Origin of the sequence: Lysobacter hankyongensis (assembly GCF_039543145.1) — a bacterium.
Classification (GTDB): Bacteria; Pseudomonadota; Gammaproteobacteria; order Xanthomonadales; family Xanthomonadaceae; genus Lysobacter_I; species Lysobacter_I hankyongensis.
This window is the reverse complement of record NZ_BAABJE010000001.1, coordinates 34,477-55,930: the sequence shown is the minus strand read 5'-3', so window position 1 is coordinate 55,930 and position 21,454 is coordinate 34,477. Positions and strand designations below refer to the sequence as shown.

Genomic DNA, 21,454 nt, shown 5'->3' with positions numbered 1-21,454 from the left:
CTCAGCGACTCATGAATTCGGGCGACATCAGGATCAGCGAGACCAGGCTGCGCAGTCGCTGCTGGTTGTAGTGCCGCTTCGGATCGCTCGCGGCCCAGGTGTCGGTGTCGGTGATGACGTAAGTGGCCGGATCGCCGTTCTGCGCCATGAACGCCACCAGCGTCTGCCGACGCGACGCCGCGGGCAGATAGCCGAGGATGCGCTGGCACCAGAAGTCGACGAGATTGTTGGCGGTCCAATTGGTCACGCCGCTGCGCGTGGTCGCGAGGATCGGCGCCATCGGCGTCGTGCCGTCGGCGGTTTCGGTGATCCAGTTCAGCAGTTTCCAGGTCATGGCGTAACTGTTCGATCCGGACCAGGCGAGGCCCACGTCCGGATAGCCGTTCGGTGACGGCCATTCGTAGGGCATGTGTCCGGTGAAACTCATGCGCCAGAACATCTCGTCGCTCTTGGCGTCGCCGACCCGCGGCGTCCAGTCCGAATCCATGCTGCGCAGCGCCGCGGCGGCGAGTTCGAACGGCCGGCGGTTCTTGGTGCCCCAACTGTGGATGAAGGCGGTCGACAACAGGATGTGGCGCAGGGTCAGCGCGATCTGGTTCGGCTGCTGCCAGTTGGCGCGGAAGATCGCGGCGGCGCTGTCGATCAGCGACTGCGGCGGCGTATCCGACACGAAGCGGCGGATGAGTTTCTTGCAGATGAACTTGGCCACGCGCGGATGGCTGGCGACGCGGTCGAGGATGTCGCGGCCGTCCTTCATCGCCGGCTGTTCCGGATTGAGGAATTTGCCGAGCACGAATTTCGGGCCGGCATCGTGCCAGGCCTGGCGATAGACGAAGGTGCCGTCGTCCTCGGTCGGGAACTGCCAGTGGCCGTCGCGGATCGACCAGCCGGTGAACGCGGCGGCGGTTTCGTAGACATCCACATCGGTGTAGCCGAGCGGATAGCTCGGGTCCTCCGGACATGGCGGCACCTGGAACGGGTCCATGAAGCCCAGATAGTTCTCGGCGCCGAAGGTGTGCAGTTCCAGCAGCTCGCGCGCGAAGTTCTCGTTCGGTCCCGAACGCGTGTTGGAGGCGTTGTCGAGGTAATACATCATCGCCGCGCTCTGGGCGACGGCTTCCAGCATCGTGCGGAAATTGCCCAGCGCGTTCGCGCGGATCACGTCGCGGTGGTAATGCACGTAGACCGGACCGGCGGAATAGTCGCTCACGGTCACGTTGAAGTGGTTGTGCCAGTGCCCGACCATCACTTCCTGCAGCTGGCGCTTCGAATGCACCGCGCGCGCGAGCGCGCCGCGCTGCACTTCCCAGGCCGGGCGCATGCGTACGTCGTAGGCGGGATCCGGGGCGACGTGATCGGCCCACAGCTGGGTCAGGCTTTTGCCGAGGGTGGTGTAACCGGCGCTGGCGAGGCGGGCATCGAGCGCGCTGTCGTCGATGGCGGCGGGATTGAGCTGCTGGTCGACGAAGGCCGTGAGCCGCGCGGAGTCATTCGCGCCCAGGGCGTTGAACTGCGCGATCAGCGCCGGGGTCGCACCGAAGGTCAGATGGTTGAGCGCCCGCACCGCGAACGGCGCGCGCTGCAGCGTGAGCAGCGCCCCGCGCGAGAGCCGCGAAGTGCCGGGCGCCGTGATCGATGGTAAGCCGGTTGCGATGTCATCCGGCACCGCTTCTTCCGGCGCGCGCGGCGGCGCGGACTGGAAGCGCAGCGCGCCGCGGATGCCATGACGCTTCGCGATGGTGGCGTAGACGGTCTTGCGGAGACCACGGAGAGGCTTCGAGATCGGTCTGGGCATGGGGGCTCCAAGTCGCGACGGGTCCAGTGCGGATCAGCGCACCGGAAGTGCGATTCCGCAGACGCAGGCCCGCGGAACCGGTTGCGAACCGCGATACATGGCGCGATCCGCGATGATGGCGATGCCTCTGCGGCGTCTGCGCGTTTCCGCACGTTCGCCGAAGGCCTCAGGATAGTCCCAGCGCCGCCAACAGGCGCCGGATCCAGTGCTGCCGGTCGCGTTCGCGGGCGCGGAGCGCCCGCGAGGTTTCCAGCGAACTGCCGTAGGCGGGCTGCGGGTGATCGGGCAGGCGCGCGGTCATCGGCTGCGATGCGGTCGCTACGTACTGCGGCACCAAATCGCTGCCCTGGAACACACCCAGCGGCGAATATCCGGTGTAGCCCGGGAACACGTCGCCAAGCCGGTTGTTGCCCATGCGCCGGATGACCAGCTCGCTGAAGACACGGCGGAAATCGGTGGTCACCGGGATATCGCCGAAATAGGGCGACAGGGTTTCCGGATTCAGGCCGAGCCACTGGCCGTAGAGCCGGCGTCCGTTGACCGGGCCGCCCATCACCAGCAGCGGATTGCCGTAACCGTGGTCGGTGCCGCCGCTGCCGTTCTGGCGCACGCGGCGACCGAATTCCGACTGCACGATCACGGTCACGCGGCCCATCTCGCCGGTGGCGTTCAATTCGTTGAAGAACGCGGCGAGTCCCTGCGAGAGTTCGGTGATCTTGTTCGAGTAGAAACTGGTGCCGGTGGTGCCCTGGTTTTCGTGGGTGTCCCAGCCGCCGAGGTCGATCGCGGCGTAACGCAGGCCGAGGTTGAATCGGATCGATTGCGCCACGGTCCACAGCTGGCGCGCGAAGGTGCTGGTCGGCCAGGCCACCGGTGCCGTGGGCAGGGTGCTGGTGTAGCCCTGCTGCGCGATCAGCTGCATCGACGCGTCGGCGCGCAGCCCGGCGATTTCGACGCCGCTCTGGCCGGCCCACAGGCTGGCCATGGTTTCGGTGACCCCCCGGGTGCCGACCGGCATGCCGCTGCGATAGGCCCGCCATTGCGGTGCGCCCGAGCTGAGCGAGAAATCGCCCGGGCTGGGCATCGACAGCGCTTCGGTGGAGCCGCGCAGATTGGCGGGCTGCCGGCTGGCCACCGCCAGCAGCGGCATCGTGCCGCCGATGCCGCCGGCGGGCCGGGTGTCCCACGCGCGCGTCATCCATCCGGTCGCGACGTTGAGGTTGCCCGGCGTGCCGAGGTCGAGATAGGCCTGCGCATCGAAATGGCTGCGCGTGACCACGGTGGGCATGCCGCAGCACTGCACGATCGCCAGCTTGCCGAGATTCCAGATCTCGTGCAGGCCGACCGCCGACGGATGCAGGCCGAAGCCGGTGGCGGTGCCGTTGGCGAGCGTGAGCGGCAGTGCGCTGGGATCGCCGCTGACCGGAATGCGCAGGGTCGGCCGCGCCTCCTCGTAGAAGCCGCGATCGTTGCCGGAGACCGGCGGCACCAGGTTCAGACCGTCGATGCCGCCGCGCAGGAACACGACGACCACGGTGTCGAAGGGATTTTCGGCGGCATGCGCTTCCTGCGAGAACAGCAGGGTCGGGCCGGCCGCGGCGATCGCCGCACCCGCGCCGCAGCCCTTGAGGAATTCGCGCCGATCGAGGCCGTGCCCATTCGAGTCAGAGGTCTTCATGGGATCTCCTCAGCGGCTCATGAATTCGGGGGACATCAGGATCATCGACACCAGGCTGCGCAGACGCTGCTGGTTGTAATGACGTTTCAGATCGGTGGTGGCCGAAGTGTCGGTATCGGTGATCACGTAGGTCGCGGGGTCGCCGTTCTGGGCCATGAACGCCACCAGCACCTGCCGCCGCGATGCGACCGGGAGGTAGCCCAGGATCCGCCGGCACCAGTAATCGACCAGATTGTTCGCGGTCCACACCGGCACTTCGGCGCGGCTGAGCGCGAGGATCGGCAGCAGCGGCGTGAGCGCGGTATCCGTATCCTGCGCTTCTGTCAGCCAGCTGAGCATCCGCCACGTGCTGACCATGTTGTTCGAACCCGACCAGGTGACGCCGACATCCGGATATCCGTTCGGCGCGGCCCAGTCGTAGGGCGCATGGCCGGTGGTGCCGAGCCGGCTCATGAAATCGTTGCTGCGGCTCTCGCTGATGCCCTTGATCGTCCAGTCGCTGCCGCAGACGCGCAGCGCGGCGGCCATCAGCTCGAACGGACGCCGGTTCTTCATGCCCCAGCCGTGGATGAAGGCATCCGACAGCAGGATGTGACGCAGGGTCAGCGCGATCTGGTTCGGCTGCTGCCAGTTGCTGCGGAAGATCGCGGCGGCGCTGTCGATCAGCGATTGCGGCGGCGTATCCGAGACGAAACGGCGGATCAGTTTCTTGCAGATGTACTTGGCTACACGCGGATGCGTGGCGAGGCGGTCGAGAATGTCGCGGCCGTCCTTCATCGCCGGCTGTTCCGGATTGATGTACATGCCCAGCGCCAGTTTGGGCCCGGCATCGTGCATCGCCTGCCGATAGGCGAAGGTGCCGTCGTTCTCGGCCGGGAAGCCGTTGCCGCCGTTCTTCACCGTCCATCCGGTGAACGCTGCAGCGGTGTCGTACACGTCGAGGTCGGTGTAGCCGATCGGATAGTTCGGATCTTCGGGGCAGGGCGGCACCTGGAACGGATTCACGAACCCGAGATAGTTCTCGGCGCCGAACGTGTGCAGTTCCAGCAGTTCGCGAGCGTAGTTCTCGTTGGGGCCGGAGCGCGAATTGCTGGCGTTGTTGAGGTAGTAGAGCATCGCCGTGCTCTGCGCCACCGCTTCGAGCATCGTGCGGAAATTGCCGAAGACGTTCGCGCGGATCACGTCGCGGTTGTAGTGCGCGTACACCGGCTGCGCGGACGAATTGGAAATCGCGACGTTGAAGTGGTTCTGCCAGAAATCGACCATCGTTTCCTGCAGTTGCCGGCGCGAATGCACCGCGCGCACCAGCGCCGCGCGCTGGGTTTCGCGCGCGGGCGCGGAACTGTCGGTGGTGACGAGGCGGTGATCGGCCCACAGCTGGGTCAGGGATTTGTCCAGCGTGGTGTAGCCGGCGCCGTTGAGCCGCGCGGTCAGCGCGCTGTCGTCGATGGCGGTGGGGTTGAGCTGGCGGTCGACGAAGGCGGTCAGCCGCGCGAGGTCGTTCGCGCCGAGCGCGTTGAATTCGGCGACCGAAGCGGTCGTGGCGCCGGTCGTGAGATGGTTCAGCACCCGGACCGCGAACGGCGCGCGCTGCAGTGTCAGCAGGCGCGGACGCGAGATCTGCGCGGTGCCGGGGCCGGCCATGATCGGCGTGCGCGCGGTGCCGGTCGGCGCCTGCTCGACGACCTCCGCGATTTCGGGGGCCGGTTCGGGCTGCAGCAATCGCAGCGGCTGGAAACGGAGACGGCCGACGATGCCGTTGCGGCGGGCGATCTCCGCGAACAGCTTGCGGCGTCGGGACACGGTAAGCGTCGGTCTGGGCATGGCGATGACTCCGGAGCGTGGCTGGCCGGCAGGCGCGAAGATGAAGCGATTCCGAATCCCCGAGCCAGCTTGCCACAGCAGCCGACGCGATCCATGACGGCGAATGCGGAGGCGCGAATCCTGTCACGGTTGTGATTTGCGCGATTCGGATGAATCACGAATTTTTAACGTGGCAGTGCGTGCGCGAAGCGTTTCTCCACGTGGATATGCGTGAATGCGCGCGGTGTGGCGGCGCCAAGCCGCTTACTGCGCGGTCCAGCCGCCGTCGATCGGAAACGAGGCGCCGGTGACGTTGTGCGCTTCGCGGCGGCACAGCCACAGCACCATCGAGGCGATGTCTTCGGGCAGGGACATGCGCAGGCTCGGCTGCTTTTCCGACAACAGCGCGCGCACGCCGTCGTCGCGGGTGGCGCCGGGGTTGCCGAGCGCGTGCCGGCGGGCTTCGATCTGCGGCTCGATCAGCGCCGTCTCCACCCAGCCCGGGCAGATGCAGTTGACCGTGATGCCGCCGCTGTCGCGGGTGCCGGCGGCGGCGTATTCCAGCGCCGCGACCTTGCTCAGGCCGACGATGCCGAATTTGCTCGCCACGTACGGCGCCTTGTTGACCGACGCCACCAGCCCGTGCACCGACGCGATGTTGACCACCCGGCCGTAGCCGCGCGCGGCCATGCCCGGCATCGCCAGACGCATGCTGTGGAACGCCGAGCTGAGATTGATCGCGAGGATGTCGTTCCACTTCTGCGTCGGCATCTCGGCCAGCGGCACCGCATGCTGGATGCCGGCGTTGTTCACCAGCACGTCGAGCGGCGACCACGCGTCGATCGCGGCCATCATCGCTTCGATCTGCTCCGGGTCGCGCAGGTCGGCGCCGAAGTGGCGCACGTCGGCGGCCCCGGCGTCGCGCACGGCCTGCAGTGCGGCGTCGATCTGCTCCGGGGAGCCGAGACCGTTGATCGCAATCTTCGCGCCCGCGGCGGCCAGACCGCAGGCGATGGCCAGACCGATGCCGGAGGTGCTGCCGGTGACGAGGGCGGTGCGGGACGCGAGGAAACGGTCGGCCATGGCGTAGTGTCCGGGAAGTGGGGGCGGATGCTGGAAATTATGCGGGGTGGCGCTGCCCGGTGAGGCATCCTCCCGTAGGAGGGCCTTCAGGCCCGAGCTCTTGGGCTTTTCAGATCGAAAAAAGGCTCGGGCCTGAAGGCCCTCCTACATGGGGTGCCGGCATGGGGTGCCGGGGCTCACACCAGCCCGGTCGCGTAGAACGCGCCGATGATCACGAACACCGCGGCGGTCTTGATCAGGGTGATGGCGAAGATGTCCTTGTAGGCCTGGCGATGGGTCAGGCCGGTGACCGCGAGCAGGGTGATCACCGCGCCGTTGTGCGGCAGCGTGTCCATGCCGCCCGACGCCATCGACGCCACCCGGTGCAGCACGTCCATCGGAATGTTCGCGGCGTTGGCGTTCGCGATGAAAGTCTCGGCCATCGCCGCGAGCGCGATGCTCATGCCGCCGGAGGCCGAACCGGTGATGCCGGCCAGCGAGGTCACGGTGATCGCTTCGTTGATCAGCGGATTGGGGATCGAGCCGAGCGCGTTCGCGACGACCAGGAAGCCGGGCAGGGCGGCGATGACCGCGCCAAAACCATACTCCGAAGCGGTGTTCATCGCCGCCAGCATCGCGCCGCCGATGGCGTTCTTCGCGCCTTCGGCGAACTGCGCGGTCACCGGCTTCCACGCCAGCGCGAGCACGCTGGCGATGCCGACCAGCAGCGCGCCCTGCACCGCCCAGATCGCCGCGACCTTGGAGACTTCCTGCACCACCGGCGCGGCCTTGCCGATCACCGCCGGCACGAATTCGTGGCTGGTGCCGTAGACCACCGGAATCCACAGCGTCAGCAATTTGTTGACCACGCCCACCAGCACCAGCGGGGTCAGCGCCAGCAGCGGATGCGCGAGCCGGCTCTCGGCGAACGCGGCCGGCTCGTTGAGCAGGGTCGCGGGGTCGCCGTAGCCTTCGCCGTTGCGCTTCGCCGCGCGCCTGCGCCATTCCAGATAGGTGATGCCCACGATCAGGATGAACACCGCGCCGATCGTGCCGAGCCAGGGCGCGGCCCAGGTGGTGGTGCCGAAGAACGAGGTCGGGATGATGTTCTGGATCTGCGGTGTGCCCGGCAGCGCGTCCATGGTGAAGGTGAACGCGCCGAGCGCGATGGTGCCCGGGATCAGTCGCTTGGGGATGTCGCCCTGGCGGAAGAGTTCCGCGGCGAAGGGGTAGACCGCGAACACCACCACGAACAGCGACACGCCGCCGTAGGTCAGCACCGCGCAGACCGCGACGATCGACAGCATCGCGCGTTCGGTGCCGAGCAATCCGATCACCGCCTTGACGATCGATTTGGAGAAACCCGACAGCTCGATCAGCTTGCCGAAGATCGCGCCGAGCAGGAATACCGGGAAATACAGCTTCAGGAACCCGACCATCTTGTCCATGAACAGGCCGGTGAACATCGGCGCCACCAGCGACGGATCGGTCAGCAACACCGCGCCGAGCGCGGCGATCGGGGCGAAGAGAATGACGCTGTAGCCGCGGTAGGCCACGAACATCAGGAAGCAGAGCGCGGCCAGGACGATCAGAAAGGACATGGAGGGACGCCGGAAAGTGCATGGGGCGGGCATACGCATGCCCGCGAAGCCGGACGCAGCGGCGTGCGACCCGTGGCCGGCAGTGTCCGCAGCCGTCGCGTCCGGGCCCATTGTCCGAAGGTACAAGTGCCCGCGCAGGTCGCGCTGCCTAGGCTTGCCGCAACGTGGCCTTCGCCTGCCGGTCGCCGAGCGCCGAGCTGCCTTGCCGTCGCGCAACACCCCAATCCGAGCTTCATCCCCGAGCTTCATCCTTCCGAGGACCCGATCGATGCGTCGCACCCATACCGCCTCCATTCTCCTTCCCTCCGCGTTCCGTCGCGCCGCCGTGAAGCACAGCAGTCTCAGCCTGGCGATCGCGCTCGGCCTGTGCGCACCGGCGGCCTACGCCCAGGACGCGTCCGGCGGTGCCGAGGCGGATCAGGGCGCACTCGAAACGATCACGGTCACCGCCCGCAAGCGCGAGGAAACCATCCAGGACGTGCCGGTCGCGGTCACCGCCTTCACGCCGGACGCGCTGGACAAGCTCAATGTCGAGGATCTGAGCGATCTCGACGGCCAGGTGCCGAACCTCACCATCTACGCCGCGCGCGGCTCCAGCAGCACCGTCACCGCCTACATCCGCGGCGTCGGCCAGTCCGATCCGCTGTGGGGCGTGGACCCGGGCGTGGGCATCTATCTCGACGACGTGTACATCGCCCGTCCGCAGGGCGCGCTGCTCGACGTGTTCGACGTCGGCCGGGTCGAAGTGCTGCGCGGCCCGCAGGGCACGCTGTACGGCAAGAACACCATCGGCGGCGCCATCAAGTACGTCTCCAAGCCGCTGCCGGAAACCATCGACGGCTTCGCCTCGGTGACCGTCGGCAACTACAACCAGCTCGACGTGAAGGCCGCGATCGGCGGCTCGCTGTTCGGCGAGGACAGCGGCCTGCGCGGTCGCATCGCGGTAGCCAGCCTCAATCGCGATGGTTTCGGCGAGAACATCAACACCGACCAGCAGGTCAGCGACAAGGAAATCAACGCGGTGCGCCTGAATCTCGGCGCCTATTCGCAGGACGACTTCGACGTGCAGTTCGCGTTCGACTGGGTCGACGACAAGTCCGGCGTGCGCGCGGCGCAGATGCTGGCGCCGAACCGCTTCGCCCCGGGCGTGCAGCCGCTGTCCGACCGCTACGACGTGCGCAACGGCATGCCCAATATCAACAATACCGAGTTGAAGGGCGTGTCGGCCACGGTCAACTGGCGCCCGAACGACAGCTGGGCGTTCAAGTACGTGGTCGCGCGGCGCGAATCCGACACCGAAACCAACATCGACTTCGATACCCTGCCGAACAAGATCGCCGACGTGAAGGCGTTCTACAGCGACCAGCAGACCTCGCACGAAGTCCAGGCCAACTACGACGGCGGCGGTCGCGCCCGCGGCGTGTTCGGCGTGTACAAGTTCGACGGTCGCGCCGGCGGCCAGGTGCTGAACAACTTCTTCAACCTGCTGTTCGGCGACACCCAGGGCGATGTCTTCACCGAAAGCGTCGCGGTCTACGCCGACTGGACCTTCGACCTGACCGATCGCCTCAAGCTCGACGTCGGCGCGCGCTACACCGACGAAGACAAGCATGCGGTGGTGCTGAACCGCTTCTACACCGACGCCACCTACACCACGCTGCGCCCGGTCGCCCCGATCGCCGCGAACTTCGACAAGACCATCAACTTCAAGAACAGCTCGCCGAAGGTCTCGCTGGACTATCAGGTCAACGACGACATCATGGTCTACGGTCTTGCCACCCGCGGCTTCAAGTCGGGCGGCTACAACATCCGCGCCCAGGCCGTGGCGGTGCCGCGCTCCGCAGAGCCCTTCGACGACGAGCAGGTCGACAGCTTCGAGGTCGGCACCAAGATGTCGCTGCTCGATCAGCGCCTGTTCCTGAACGTGTCCGCGTTCCACAACAAGTACAAGGACATCCAGCTGTCGGTGTTCACCGCCTACGACAGCAACGGCGACGGCACCGACGACGCGTTCTTCGGCGATTTCACCAACGCCGGTCAGGGCACGGTCAACGGCCTCGAAGTCGAGTACCAGTGGCTGCCGACCGCGAACTGGCTGGTCAGCGGCAACCTGGCGTGGCTGGATGCGAAGTACGACGAGTACATGTTCAAGAACGTCGACATTTCCGACCAGCAGGAATTCACCAACGCGCCGGAATTCTCGGGCGCGGTGAACGTCGAATACCGCACCGATCTGGGCGCCATGGGCAGCCTCTCGGCGCGTCTGGGCTACACCTACCAGAGCGACGTGGTCGCGACCACCGAAGTGGTCCGCGATCCGGTCACCGGTGCGACCGCCACCCCGATCACCCAGGACGGTTACGGTCTGGTCAACGCCGGCGTCATCTGGAAGTACAACGATGCCTGGACCTTCTCGCTGCAGGGCAGCAACCTCACCGACAAGGAATACCTGACCACCGGCTACAACCTGGTGTCGGCGCTCGGCGTGTTCACCGGTTTCTACGGCGCGCCGCGCCAGATCTCGCTCAGCGCGCGCTACGACTTCTGACGAGACACGTCCCGGCGGGATGCATCATGGCGGCGGACGCGAGTCCGCCGCTTTTTTTTGCGGGAGCGCCCGGGCCTCGTCGGCATCCGGTGCGTTATGCTCCGCCGTCATCCCGAGCGATCTTCAGAGTGACGTGACAGCCGCGAACGCACCGAGGGCTTCCGCGCCATGCTGACGGCAGGCGGCGTCCTGCTGGCCGCGTTGCTGTGGCTCGGCGTCATGTTCGCGGTCGCGGTCTACGGCGAACGCCGACCGCAGACCTTCGCCCGCCGCTGGCCCGAGATCTACGCGTTGTCGCTCGCGGTCTACTGCACCTCGTGGACCTTCTTCGGCACCGTCACCCAGGCCGCGCGCTATGGTTGGCCGCTGCCGCCGACCTTCGTCGGCACCATCCTGCTCTACGTCTTCGGCATCGGTCTGCTCATGCGCCTGGTGCGTCAGGTGCGCGAAAGCAACAGCACCTCCATCGCCGACTACGTGGCCAGCCGGCTCGGCCAGGACGGCTGGCTGGCCGCGGCCATTACCTTCGTCGCCGTGCTCGGCATCGTCCCGTACATCGCGCTGCAGCTGAAGGCGGTGGCGATGAGCTTCGCGCTGCTGGTGCGCGGCGATGCCGGGCAGGTGCCGGCCTGGCAGGACAGCGCGCTCTACGTCGCGCTGGCGATGGCGGCGTTCGCGATGCTGTTCGGCACCCGCAGCGCCAGCGCCGCGGAACACAACCGCGGCCTGATCCTGGCGATGGCCTTCGAGGCGCTGCTGAAACTCGGCGCGATGCTCGCGATCGGGCTGTTCGCGTTCTCGCTGCCGTCGGCGCCGTCGGCGGCGGAACTGCTGCGCCCGCAGGCCGGCGACCTGTCCGGGTTCGCGCCGCTGGTGTTGCTCGGTGTGCTGGCGATGTTCACGCTGCCGCACCAGTTCCACGTCGGCGCGGTCGAATGCCGCGACGAGCGACACGTGCTGCGCGCGCGCTGGCTGTTTCCGGTATATCTGCTGCTGATCGCGCTGCCGGTGTTGCCGTTGGCGCGCGCGGGCGATGCGCTGCTCGGTGCGCAGGGCGTGCCTTCGGATCTGTACGTGCTGGCGCTGCCGCTGTCGCAGGGGCAGGAAGGTCTGGCGCTGCTCGCGTTCCTCGGCGGGCTCAGCGCGGGCACCGGCATGGTCATCGTCAGTACGCTCACGCTGAGTCTGATGATCGGCAATCACTGGCTCACGCCGCTGTGGTTGCGCGGCGTGTGGGCACCGCGACGACCGACGCCCGCCACCGCGTCCGAGCAGCCTGACCTGCGCCGCGCGGTGCTGATGCAGCGGCGCATCGGCATCCTCGCGATCGTGCTGCTGGCCTGGGGTTACAGCCGGTTGATCGCCGGCAACGATGCTCTGGCCGATGTCGGCGCGCTGTCGTTCTCGGCGCTGGCCGCGCTGGCGCCGGCGCTGGGCTTCGCGCTGTGGCGCCCGCAGACGCCGCCGCGCGCGGTGCTGCTGGGCATCGCCGCCGCGGTGGGCCTGTGGATGTGGCTGCTGCTGGTCCCGGCGCTGGTGGAGGCGCGTGGTCTCGACACGCGCTGGCTGCGCGAAGGTCCCGGTGGCTGGTCGCTGTTCGCGCCGGATGCGTTCTTCGGCCTGACCGGCTGGAGCCGGCTGGGCCGCGCGGTGGTGATGAGCCTGTTCGCCGGCGTGGTCACCACCTGGATCGTCTCCAGCTGGGGCGCGGCCTGGTGGCAGGCGGGGCCGCGTCGCGCCGGTGCGCGCGGGCTGGCGCTCGATACGCTGCGCGAAGCCGGTCGCCGCTTCCTGCCGCGCGAGACGGTCGAAGCCGCGCTGCTCGGCGCGCCGGCTTCCGGCGCCGTGCCCGCGCTGCAGGAAGCCCGGTTGGAGCGCGAACTCGCGGCGGTGCTGGGATCGGCCTCGGCGCGATTGCTGCTCGATGCCGCGCGCCGCGAGGCCGGCCGCGATTTCGACACCGTGGCCGCGATCGTCGGCGAAGCCTCGCAGGATCTGCGCTTCAACCAGCGCCTGCTGGAGGCCGCGCTGGAGAACATGAGCCAGGGCATCAGCGTCGTCGACCGCGAACTGCGGCTGGTGGCCTGGAACCGGCGCTATGCCGAATTGTTCGGCTATCCCGAATCGCTGCTGCGCGTCGGCGTGCCGGTCGCGGATCTGGTGCGCTACAACCTGCGCCAGGGCTGGAACGCGTATTCGATCGAGGAAGAAGTCGACAAGCGCGTGCGCCACATGCAGGCCGGCACGCCCTACGTCAGCGAACGCATCTTTCCCGATCAGGCGGTGGTCGAAATCCGCGGCAACCCGATGCCCGGTGGCGGATTCGTCGCCACCTTCACCGACGTCACCGCGTTCCGCCGGGCCGAGGCCGAACTCATCCGCAGCAACGAGACCCTGGAGCAGCGCGTTGCGGACCGCACCGCGCGACTGGATCAGGCGCGCGCCGACGCCGAACGCGCCAACGACGCCAAGAGCCGCTTTCTCGCCGCCATCGGCCACGATCTGCTGCAGCCGCTGCACGCGGCGCAGTTGTTCACCGATGCGCTGATCGAGCAACTGCCGGCCGACGCGCAGCGCGGCACCGCGCAGCAGATCCGCGGCGCGCTCGATTCCACCGGCGATCTGCTCGCCGGCCTGCTCGACATGTCGCGGCTCGAAGCCGGCGGTCTGGTGCCGCAGCCGCGCGCGTTTCCGCTGGCCGACGTGCTGGAGCCGCTGGCGTCGGAGTTCCGCGCGCTCGCCGCCGAGCGCGGCCTGCGCTTCCGCCACCGCGCCACCCGCGCCTGGGTGCATACCGATCCGCAATTGTTGCGCCGGGTGTTGCAGAACTTCCTCGCCAACGCGGTGCGCTACACCGAACGCGGCGGCGTGCTGATCGGCGTGCGCCATGCGGCCGGGCAGTTGCGGATCGAAGTGCACGACACCGGGCCGGGCATCCCGGTGTCGCAGCAGCGCGCGATCTTCGAGGAATTCCGCCGCGGCGAAGGCGTCGCGGGGCAGGGGCTGGGCCTCGGTCTGGCGATCGCCGACCGCATCGCGCGTCTGCTCGACGCGCCGTTGCGACTGCGCAGCCGCATGGGGCGCGGCACCGCGTTCGCGCTGACCCTGCCACGGGTCGCGCCGTCGCGGCAGGACAGCGTGCCCGCCGCGGCCGGTGGGCTCGACGGTCTGCGCGTGCTGATCGTCGACAACGACCCGCAAGCGCTGGCCGCGCTGCGCGGCATTCTCGAAGGCTGGCAGTGCCGGGTCGATGCGTTCGCGGATGGCGCCGCCGCCGAAGCGCTGCTCGCCGGCGGCGCGACACCGGCGCTGTGGTTGTTCGATTACCACCTGGACGATGGCGACACCGGCGTGGCATTGCAGGCGCGGCTGGCGGCGCGTTTCGGCGCGCGACCGACGCTCATCCTCAGCGCCGACGACAGCGGCGACGTGCGCCGCATCGCGTTCGAACACGGGCTCGGCCTGTTGCCGAAGCCGGTGAAGGCGCTTGCGCTGAAGTCGATGCTGCGACGGTTGTCGACGGCGCGGGCGGCCTGAGCGCCGCGAACCGGTGCGCCGGGGCACAGCCTATAATCCCGGCTTCGCACAGGATGTCGTCATGCCCTATACCCCCATCGTCGCCACGCTCGGCTACGTGCTGTCGCCCGATCGCGAACAGGTGCTGCTGATCCACCGCAATGCGCGCCAGGACGATCAGCACCTGGGCAAATACAACGGTCTCGGCGGCAAGATCGAACCCGACGAAGACGTGGTCACCGGCATGCGCCGCGAGATCTTCGAGGAGGCCGGCATCGAATGCGATGAACTCGCGCTGCGCGGCACCATCAGCTGGCCCGGCTTCGGCAAGCACGGCGAGGACTGGCTGGGATTCGTGTTCCTGATCACGCGTTTCCGCGGCGTGCCGTTCGCGACCAATCCCGAGGGCACGCTGGAATGGGTGCCGGTCTCGCGCATCCTCGAGTTGCCGCTGTGGGACGGCGACCGCCACTTCCTGCCGCTGGTGTTCGACGACGATCCGCGCGGCTTCCACGGCGTGATGCCGTACCGCGACGGTCGCATGGTGTCGTGGACCTGCTCGCGGATCTGAGCGAACGGTCCGCTGTCGGCGGTGCAGGATGGAATCGACTATCCTCGTGCAGGCGCTGCGCCCTCTCTCACTGACGAAACCTTTCGCATGAAACAGTTCGCCCTGACGCTCGTCGCCGTCCTCGTCGGCGGTTTTCTGGCCCTGCTGGGTTACGACCAGTTCGTGGTCAAGCCGCGCGAAGCCGAGGCGGCGCGGGTGGATGCCGCCGAGCGCGACGCCGACCGCGTCAAGGTCGCACCCGATCTGGCGCAGGCGCGCGGCGAGGCGCAGAGCATCGCCGCGGAAGTCGAGGCATCGCTGCAGCGCAGCGTGGACAAGGCGCGCAGCGGGATGGACGCGCAGGCGCGCGAGATGGACCGCCGCGCGCTGCTCACCGATGCCGTGCAGCGGGCGACGATGTTCCGCGTATCGCTGACCGAGTACTACCAGACCAATGGCCGCTGGCCGCAGAGCGCCGACGAAGCCGGCCTGCCGCTGCCGGCAGAGATGCGCGGAGGTGCGGTGCGTTCGGTGACGATCGGCGCGCAGGGGCAGGTGATCATCGTGCTGGACGATGCCTTCGCCGCCGGCAGCGAGATCCGCCTGAAGCCGCAGGTGAACGGCGATGCGGGCATCGTCGATTGGCGCTGCGAAGTGAAGGGCGACCCGGCGCTGAAGCAGGCGCTGCCGCGCTGTCAGGGCTGAGCGGCGCCGGATTCGAAGCGGTGTGATCGTGCCCGCGCAGGGTGTGCGGGCCCCGCGCCGATTTCAGTGCCGGCGCACCAGCACCACGGTGATGTTGTCCGAGCCGCCGCCGTCGAGCGCCGCGGCGACCAGTCCGTCCACGCACTCCTGGGCGCTGCATTCGGTGTGGCCCAGCACCTGCGAGATGTTGCCGTCGTCCACTTCCTCGGTCAGCCCGTCGCTGCACAGCAGCAGTTGCATGCCTGGCCGCAGTTCGCCCGCCAGGGTTTCGACGTTGAGGTTCTGCGGGTCGGTCACGCCCAGCGCCTGGGTCACCACGTTGCGGTGCGGATGGGTGCGGGCCTGGTCCACGGTGATCGCGCCCTGCGAGATCAGTTCCTGCACGTAGCTGTGATCGTGCGACAACTGCGCGAGATTGCCGTCGCGCCACAGATAGGCGCGGCTGTCGCCGACCCAGGCCACTTCGAAACGATTGCCGAGGATGCGCAGCGCCACCACGGTGGTGCCCATCGGCAGGGCGTCGCTGCGCTGGCGCGACGCGCGGATGATCTCTTCGTCGGCGGTGCGGATCGCCTGCGCCAGCGACACGCCCTGGCGGATCTCGCGGACGATGGTCTCGCGGGCGAGGGCGCTGGCGACCTCGCCGTATTCGTGACCGCCCATGCCGTCGGCCACCAGCCACAGCCCGAGATCGCTGTCGCCGTAATAGGTGTCCTCGTTCAGCTCGCGACGGAGCCCGGCGTGGGTCAGGTGACCGAATTCGATCATGCAGCGGCCATGGGGGAGAGAGTCAGCCATATTTGAAGTGAGGATACGCAATTCGATGATGAAACCGGACGCGGCTTGCGAAAGCAAATGGTTTGCCGGTTTTCTGCCGTGCAATCGAACGCATGAGACGGGGGCCGTTCGCGAAAGCCGATGCGCGACCACGGCGAACGACGCGATACCCACGATCGGCCCCGCATCTTTTGATGCTTCTCCGCCAGATACGCAAAACGCCCCGCGAGGGGGCGTTTTGCGTATCTGGCGGAGAGGGGGGGATTCGAACCCCCGGTACGCTCACACGTACGCCTGATTTCGAGTCAGGTACATTCAACCGCTCTGCCACCTCTCCGAAGGGGCTTGCTGCGTCGGGCTCGCGCCCAGCGCTGCGGGGGCGCCATCATAAGGGGCAGGGCGCCTGCCGACAAGGCGCGTACACTGGGCGCCTGTCTTCCTGCCGCCGTCACGCCATGTCCGAAATCCTCGCGCCCGTCTCCTTCGGCGAACTGCTCGACAAGATCGCCATCCTCCAGATCAAGTCCGAGCGGATGACCGACCCGGCCAAGCTGGCCAATGTCCGCAACGAGCTGACCGCGCTGGAGGCGACCTGGGGTGCGCACCCGGCGGCGGCGCACGACATCAGCGGCCTGCGCGCCGGATTGAAGGCCGTGAACGAGCGGCTCTGGGTGATCGAGGACGACATCCGGCTCAAGGAAAAGGCGCAGGCCTTCGACGACGAGTTCATCCGTCTCGCCCGCGCCGTATATTTCGAGAACGACGAGCGCGCGCGGATCAAGAAGGACATCAACCTCGCGCTGGGTTCGGCCTACGTCGAGGAAAAGTCCTACCAGGATTACCGCGCCGGCCACGCCGCGCCCTGACGGACTGTCGGGAACGGACTGTCGGGAAATGCCGTCGCAGGCGTTTCCCGAATCGCGGGTCGTGCGTTTTCCGACTCGCCCTGCCGGCGCATCGATTGCGTGCGTCGGCGTCATCGCGGCAGCGTCTTCGGCTGCAACGGCCGTCCGGCTCCCGGCGGTTTCCGCTTGCACGCCGTACCGGTCGTGTCATGAGACGCCAAAACCCGATGCCTCACGACCGATACGACCCCCTTTCCACCGGGCGCGTCGGCGTTCAGCGAGTCGGATTCGGAATGTGATGGTTGGCGCTTTTTTGATGCACTGATCAATTGGCTATTGATATTCACCCGGACAGCGATATTCACATCAGACAGTTCACTATCGGTGGCCGGTTGTGAACTCCTTTGCGAAATCGCCGGTGTTTTTGATGTGTCGCTACCAATAGTAGCCGGATTCACGATGGCGGCTGTCTTCCCTTCGTCATCAAAGAGGCTTACGTTTGCCCTGCACGAAATGGAACGCAGTGTTGGCCCGCAAGGGCCTCTGCGAACCCGAAGCGCCCGGTTCGCCGGAACACTTCGCAGGCACAGGGACGTGCCGCGTGCGTTCGCCCCACAAGGGGCGCGCGGTTCCCGGGACGGGAATCGCGTCCGTTCGGTGCAGGATGCACGGAACCGCCTGGAAGGAACCGCCATCGGATGGATGCGATGGGCAGAACACTGGTCGATGTGCGTGCACCACGGAGGGGGCCCGCATCGACTCCACAGGCTTCGAACAGGCCCTCGCCGCGTGCCGCGCGGCGGGGGCTTTTTTCATGGGCGCCCGTGTCGGAGGCGATCCCTCGACGCCGCGATCATCGGCCGGCCGATGCCCGCCACGTGCAGAAGCGCTCGAAGGCGGCGATGCCGTCCTCCACCGTCGCCAGATCCATCACACCGTCGTGCTCGATCTTGGTTCCCCATTTCAGCGCGGTGGCGGGCTTGCCGCAGTACCTGCGCGCGGCGTCGTCATAGCGGTCGACGCAGAAACGCACGTCGGAATACGGGCCGCTGCGTCGCGGATTGCTCGCCGCGTGCAGGCCAAGGACCTTGGTGCCCATCGCGTTGGCGATGTGCATCGGACCGGAATCGGGGGTCATCAGCAGGTCGGCGCGTTCCAGCAGCGCCGGCAACTGCTTCAGGGTGTCCTTGCCGACGAGATCCAGCACGTCGTCGGCGTGCGACGACGGCCGCATCGCGGCGAGGATCGCGTCGGCGGTCTCGCGTTCCAGTGCGCTGCGCCCGCCCAGCAGCGCCACCCGCCAGCCGCGCGAACGCGCGTGCTCGGCGACCGCGGCGTAGCGTTCGCTGCGCCAGTTGCGCAGGACATGGCTGGAACACGGCGAAATCGCGAGCGTCGGGGTGCCGTCGTCGGGCCATTGCGCGCGTGCCCAGGCGCGGGCTTCGTCGGGCACCGGCATGTCCCAGGCGACGTCGGTCTGGCGCAGGCCCAGCGGCTCGCAGAAGCTGCCGATGGCGTCGAGGACATGGATGCCGGGCCGGTCGGGAATGCGTTCGTTGATGAACAGCCCGTGCAGATCCTTCGAGCGCGACCGGTCGTAGCCGATCCGCCGCGTCGCCGGCAGGAATGCCGACAACAGATTGGCCCGGGCCGCGACCTGCATCTGCAGCAGGGCGTCGAAGCGTCGTCCGCGCAGTTCGCGCTTCAGCGCGCGCATGCCGGCCAGCCCGCTCTTCTTGTCGTAGACGAGGAATTCGACGCCCGGCAGGCCGTCCAGCAGTTTCTGTTCGCCCTTGCCGATCACCCAGGTCACGGCGACCTCGGGCCAGGCTTGGCGCAGGGTCCGCAGCAGCGGCAGGACGTGGGTCACATCTCCCAGCGCGGACAGCCGCAGCAGGCAGATCGAACGAAGACTTGTCTTGTGCAATTGATAGACTCGGGAAATGGTCGCCTTCGACGCCAGCGAAAGCCTGATGCCCTTCCGCGATGCGGGCGGAACGGGGGCGGGTGGCGCGATTCTGTTCGACGCCGCGCGTCTGCGGCAAGCCGGACCCGCGGTGGTGACCCCGGGCTGGTTCGATCCGGCCTGGTGGGGCGAGCGCGCGCAGCGGGTCGGCAGCGGTGGACGCGGCGGCGCCTGGTTCGTCGAGGGCGGCGCGGCCGAAGGCGGTTTCGGGCCCGCGGTGCTGCGGCATTATCTGCGCGGCGGTTTCGCCGCCCGATTCAGCCGCGAGAAGCACGTCTGGCGCGGGGCGTCGAAGATCCGCAGCTTCGAGGAGTTCCGGCTGCTGCGCGAACTGATCCGCCGCAGCCTGCCGGTACCGCGACCGATCGCCGCCATCTATTGGCGCCAGGGATTCTGGTACCGCGCCGGCATCCTGCTGGAACGCCTGCAGGACGTGAAATCGCTGGCCGACCGCGCCGCCGCGGACGGCAGCGCCGCACCGTGGGCGCAGGCGGGGCAACTGATCGCGCGCCTGCACCGCGCAGGCCTCGATCACGCCGATCTCAACGCCCACAACCTGCTGTTCGACGATGCCGGCAAGGGCTGGGCGATCGATCTGGACCGCAGCGGCCTGCGGATTCCGGCCACCGGCTGGCGCGAGAAGAATCTCGCGCGCCTGCAGCGTTCGCTGCACAAGCTGCGCGGCGCGCGCAGCGTCGCCGAGGTCGACAGGGATTACGCCACGCTCCGCAGCGCGTACGATGCGCGCTGGCAACGCGGCACGTAGGCGATCGACGATGGGTTGGGCTTTGCGGTTTCACGGCGTCGGCAATGCGTCGGCGGTCGAACTGGGGTCGGCGATGGCGACCATCGAGCGCCAAGGCCGGCCGTGGCTGACCATCGACTGCGGTGCGGAAGGTCTCACCGCGTATCTCGCGCACTACGGCGAAGCGCCGCGCGCGCTGTTCGTCACCCACACCCATCTCGATCACGTCGCCGGTTTCGAGCGGCTGTTCGTCGACGGCATGTTCGGCGGTCGTGCCGAGTCCACGCGGCTGTACGTGCCGGCGCACCTCGTGCCGCTGCTGCATCAGCGGGTCGGCGACTATCCGAACGTGCTCGCCGAGGGCGGCGCGAATTTCTGGGACGCCTTCCGGGTGATCCCGGTCGGCGACGCCTTCTGGCACGACGGCGTGCGACTGGAAACGTTCGAAACCCGCCATCACTGGCCGCGCACCGCCTACGGCCTGCGCCTGCGCGGCAGTCTGGTGTGGACCGGCGACACCCGGCCGATTCCGGAAACGCTGGCGAAGATGGCCGATGCCTGCGAAGTCGTCGCCCACGACTGCGCGCTGCGCGGCAACCCCTCGCACAGCGGCATCGAGGACCTGGAGCGAGAATATCCCGACGACCTGCTGGCGCGCTGCGTGCTGTACCACTATGTCGGCGTCGTCGAAGGCCAGACGCTGAAGGCGCGCGGCTACCGGGTGGCCGATCCGGGCGAATGCCTCGCGCTGGCCGAGCCCACCGCCGCGCGTGCCATCCCGTTCGACGCAACCGATTCCGCGCCGGACGCCTCCTTTCCGGCGTGACCCGCGTACTCTTGCGATGATGAACGCCGTGCCCCGACCTTCCGACCTGCCGCGCGACCGCCTCGGCCGTGCGCTGCACGACCTGCGGCTGTCGGTGATCGAAGCCTGCAACTTCCGCTGCCCCTACTGCATGCCGGCGGAGCGCGTTCCCGACGACTACGGACTCGACGCCGCGTCGCGGCTGTCGTTCGACGAGATCGAACGCCTGGTGCGCGGATTCGTGCGCGTCGGCGTACGCAAGCTGCGCATCACCGGCGGCGAACCGCTGCTGCGCAAACGTCTGCCGGAGCTGATCGCGCGGCTCGCGGCCATCGAGGGTCTCGACGACATCGCGCTGACCACCAACGGCAGCCTGCTCGCCGCGCAGGCGCGCGCGCTGCACGAGGCCGGCCTCCATCGGGTCACGGTCAGTCTGGATACGCTCGATCCGGCGCAGTTCGCGGCGCTCTCCGGCGGTCGCGGCGATCTCGCCGAGGTGCTGCGCGGCATCGACGCCGCGCGTGCGGCGGGCTTCGCGAAGATCAAGCTCAACTGCGTCGTGCAGCGCGGCATCAACGACGATCAGGCGCTGCCGCTGACGGCGTTCGCGCGCACCCACGGCCACACCCTGCGTTTCATCGAATACATGGATGTCGGCACCTGCAATGACTGGGACGCCACGCGGGTGGTGCCGTCGGCCGAGCTGCGCGACATCCTCCATGCGCGCTGGCCGCTGCATCCGCTCGGACCGCAGTATCGCGGCGAGGTCGCCGCCCGCCACGCGTTCGATGACGGCGGCGGCGAAGTCGGCTTCGTCAGTTCGATCTCCGCGCCGTTCTGCGGCGACTGCCATCGCGCCCGCGTCTCCGCCGACGGACGGTTGTACACCTGCCTGTTCGCGGGCGAGGGCACCGATCTGCGTCCGTGGCTCGGCGACGACGCATTCGACGCGCGGCTGGCGGCGCTGTGGCGCGGGCGCGGCGATCGCTACAGCGAACTGCGCAGCGGCCACGTCGCGCCGCGCAAGCGCGTCGAGATGTTCCTCGTCGGTGGTTGAG

15 protein-coding genes and 1 tRNA gene are annotated in these 21,454 nt (G+C 68.0%); 8 read left to right on the top strand and 8 right to left on the bottom strand.

All coding sequences use genetic code 11. The annotated features are described in order from the left end of the window. Nucleotide 1: 1 nt before the first annotated feature. From ABD974_RS00245 to ABD974_RS00225, 5 genes are all read right to left on the bottom strand, one after another. Nucleotides 2-1,795 carry a DUF1800 domain-containing protein gene (locus tag ABD974_RS00245; RefSeq protein WP_345301267.1) on the bottom strand — a complete coding sequence of 598 codons (1,794 nt, stop codon included), beginning with the start codon at nucleotides 1,793-1,795 and terminating at the stop codon, nucleotides 2-4. 166 nt (nucleotides 1,796-1,961) lie between these two features. Further along, nucleotides 1,962-3,473 carry a DUF1501 domain-containing protein gene (locus ABD974_RS00240; RefSeq protein ID WP_345301266.1) on the bottom strand — a complete coding sequence of 504 codons (1,512 nt, stop codon included), beginning with the start codon at nucleotides 3,471-3,473 and terminating at the stop codon, nucleotides 1,962-1,964. A gap of 9 nt (nucleotides 3,474-3,482) precedes the next feature. Next, nucleotides 3,483-5,297: a DUF1800 domain-containing protein gene (locus ABD974_RS00235; protein ID WP_345301265.1), complete on the bottom strand. Its 1,815-nt coding sequence runs from the start codon at nucleotides 5,295-5,297 to the stop codon at nucleotides 3,483-3,485. Between the two features lie 243 nt (nucleotides 5,298-5,540). Next, entirely contained in the window at nucleotides 5,541-6,359 is an 819-nt protein-coding gene (locus ABD974_RS00230) for a 3-hydroxybutyrate dehydrogenase (RefSeq protein ID WP_345301264.1), read from the bottom strand. A 176-nt stretch (nucleotides 6,360-6,535) separates the two neighbouring features. Beyond that, nucleotides 6,536-7,939, bottom strand: a complete 1,404-nt coding sequence (locus ABD974_RS00225; protein WP_345301263.1) for a GntP family permease — start codon at nucleotides 7,937-7,939, stop codon at nucleotides 6,536-6,538. A gap of 268 nt (nucleotides 7,940-8,207) precedes the next feature. Between ABD974_RS00225 and ABD974_RS00220 the strand changes: the two genes are divergently transcribed. The 4 genes from ABD974_RS00220 to ABD974_RS00205 all read left to right on the top strand — a co-directional run bounded on the left by ABD974_RS00220 (nucleotide 8,208) and on the right by ABD974_RS00205 (nucleotide 15,258). After that, nucleotides 8,208-10,487 carry a TonB-dependent receptor gene (locus tag ABD974_RS00220; protein ID WP_345301262.1) on the top strand — a complete coding sequence of 760 codons (2,280 nt, stop codon included), beginning with the start codon at nucleotides 8,208-8,210 and terminating at the stop codon, nucleotides 10,485-10,487. 168 nt (nucleotides 10,488-10,655) lie between these two features. Then, the gene (locus tag ABD974_RS00215) at nucleotides 10,656-14,024 is read left to right on the top strand and encodes a hybrid sensor histidine kinase/response regulator (RefSeq protein WP_345301261.1); all 3,369 of its coding nucleotides are present in this window, start codon (nucleotides 10,656-10,658) and stop codon (nucleotides 14,022-14,024) included. Between the two features lie 61 nt (nucleotides 14,025-14,085). Then, nucleotides 14,086-14,574 (top strand): NUDIX hydrolase, encoded by a 489-nt coding sequence (locus ABD974_RS00210; protein WP_345301260.1) that lies wholly within the window; start codon nucleotides 14,086-14,088, stop codon nucleotides 14,572-14,574. Nucleotides 14,575-14,661: 87 nt separating this feature from the next. Then, entirely contained in the window at nucleotides 14,662-15,258 is a 597-nt protein-coding gene (locus ABD974_RS00205; protein ID WP_345301259.1) for a pilin, read from the top strand. Nucleotides 15,259-15,321: 63 nt separating this feature from the next. On the opposite strand, the gene ABD974_RS00200 is transcribed toward ABD974_RS00205, so the two are convergent. Both ABD974_RS00200 and ABD974_RS00195 read right to left on the bottom strand, forming a co-directional pair. Continuing rightward, nucleotides 15,322-16,026: a PP2C family protein-serine/threonine phosphatase gene (locus tag ABD974_RS00200; protein WP_345301923.1), complete on the bottom strand. Its 705-nt coding sequence runs from the start codon at nucleotides 16,024-16,026 to the stop codon at nucleotides 15,322-15,324. Between the two features lie 256 nt (nucleotides 16,027-16,282). Continuing rightward, nucleotides 16,283-16,372 (bottom strand) — tRNA-Ser (locus ABD974_RS00195). 118 nt (nucleotides 16,373-16,490) lie between these two features. Here ABD974_RS00195 and ABD974_RS00190 point away from each other — a divergent pair. Further along, nucleotides 16,491-16,901, top strand: coding sequence for a DUF6165 family protein (locus tag ABD974_RS00190; protein ID WP_345301258.1), 411 nt, complete (start codon nucleotides 16,491-16,493; stop codon nucleotides 16,899-16,901). Nucleotides 16,902-17,733: 832 nt separating this feature from the next. On the opposite strand, the gene ABD974_RS00185 is transcribed toward ABD974_RS00190, so the two are convergent. Next, entirely contained in the window at nucleotides 17,734-18,807 is a 1,074-nt protein-coding gene (locus ABD974_RS00185; RefSeq protein WP_345301257.1) for a glycosyltransferase family 9 protein, read from the bottom strand. Nucleotides 18,808-18,823: 16 nt separating this feature from the next. On the opposite strand from ABD974_RS00185, the gene ABD974_RS00180 reads away from it, so the two are divergent. Genes ABD974_RS00180 through moaA form a run of 3 tightly spaced genes read left to right on the top strand, consistent with a single transcriptional unit; the run spans nucleotide 18,824 to nucleotide 21,453 of the window. After that, nucleotides 18,824-19,612: a 3-deoxy-D-manno-octulosonic acid kinase gene (locus tag ABD974_RS00180; RefSeq protein WP_345301256.1), complete on the top strand. Its 789-nt coding sequence runs from the start codon at nucleotides 18,824-18,826 to the stop codon at nucleotides 19,610-19,612. Nucleotides 19,613-19,622: 10 nt separating this feature from the next. After that, nucleotides 19,623-20,417 (top strand): MBL fold metallo-hydrolase, encoded by a 795-nt coding sequence (locus tag ABD974_RS00175; protein ID WP_345301255.1) that lies wholly within the window; start codon nucleotides 19,623-19,625, stop codon nucleotides 20,415-20,417. Between the two features lie 19 nt (nucleotides 20,418-20,436). Beyond that, nucleotides 20,437-21,453 (top strand): GTP 3',8-cyclase MoaA, encoded by a 1,017-nt coding sequence (moaA, locus tag ABD974_RS00170; RefSeq protein ID WP_345301254.1) that lies wholly within the window; start codon nucleotides 20,437-20,439, stop codon nucleotides 21,451-21,453. Nucleotide 21,454: the final 1 nt, after the last annotated feature.

What these genes read in the sequence shown, in the direction of transcription:
- ABD974_RS00245 (WP_345301267.1), bottom strand. Translation starts at nt 1,795, where the DNA reads ATGCCCAGACCGATCTCGAAGCCTCTCCGTGGTCTCCGCAAGACCGTC.
- ABD974_RS00240 (WP_345301266.1), bottom strand. Translation starts at nt 3,473, where the DNA reads ATGAAGACCTCTGACTCGAATGGGCACGGCCTCGATCGGCGCGAATTC.
- ABD974_RS00235 (WP_345301265.1), bottom strand. Translation starts at nt 5,297, where the DNA reads ATGCCCAGACCGACGCTTACCGTGTCCCGACGCCGCAAGCTGTTCGCG.
- ABD974_RS00230 (WP_345301264.1), bottom strand. Translation starts at nt 6,359, where the DNA reads ATGGCCGACCGTTTCCTCGCGTCCCGCACCGCCCTCGTCACCGGCAGC.
- ABD974_RS00225 (WP_345301263.1), bottom strand. Translation starts at nt 7,939, where the DNA reads ATGTCCTTTCTGATCGTCCTGGCCGCGCTCTGCTTCCTGATGTTCGTG.
- ABD974_RS00220 (WP_345301262.1), top strand. Translation starts at nt 8,208, where the DNA reads ATGCGTCGCACCCATACCGCCTCCATTCTCCTTCCCTCCGCGTTCCGT.
- ABD974_RS00215 (WP_345301261.1), top strand. Translation starts at nt 10,656, where the DNA reads ATGCTGACGGCAGGCGGCGTCCTGCTGGCCGCGTTGCTGTGGCTCGGC.
- ABD974_RS00210 (WP_345301260.1), top strand. Translation starts at nt 14,086, where the DNA reads ATGCCCTATACCCCCATCGTCGCCACGCTCGGCTACGTGCTGTCGCCC.
- ABD974_RS00205 (WP_345301259.1), top strand. Translation starts at nt 14,662, where the DNA reads ATGAAACAGTTCGCCCTGACGCTCGTCGCCGTCCTCGTCGGCGGTTTT.
- ABD974_RS00200 (WP_345301923.1), bottom strand. Translation starts at nt 16,026, where the DNA reads ATGATCGAATTCGGTCACCTGACCCACGCCGGGCTCCGTCGCGAGCTG.
- ABD974_RS00190 (WP_345301258.1), top strand. Translation starts at nt 16,491, where the DNA reads ATGTCCGAAATCCTCGCGCCCGTCTCCTTCGGCGAACTGCTCGACAAG.
- ABD974_RS00180 (WP_345301256.1), top strand. Translation starts at nt 18,824, where the DNA reads ATGGTCGCCTTCGACGCCAGCGAAAGCCTGATGCCCTTCCGCGATGCG.
- ABD974_RS00175 (WP_345301255.1), top strand. Translation starts at nt 19,623, where the DNA reads ATGGGTTGGGCTTTGCGGTTTCACGGCGTCGGCAATGCGTCGGCGGTC.
- moaA (WP_345301254.1), top strand. Translation starts at nt 20,437, where the DNA reads ATGAACGCCGTGCCCCGACCTTCCGACCTGCCGCGCGACCGCCTCGGC.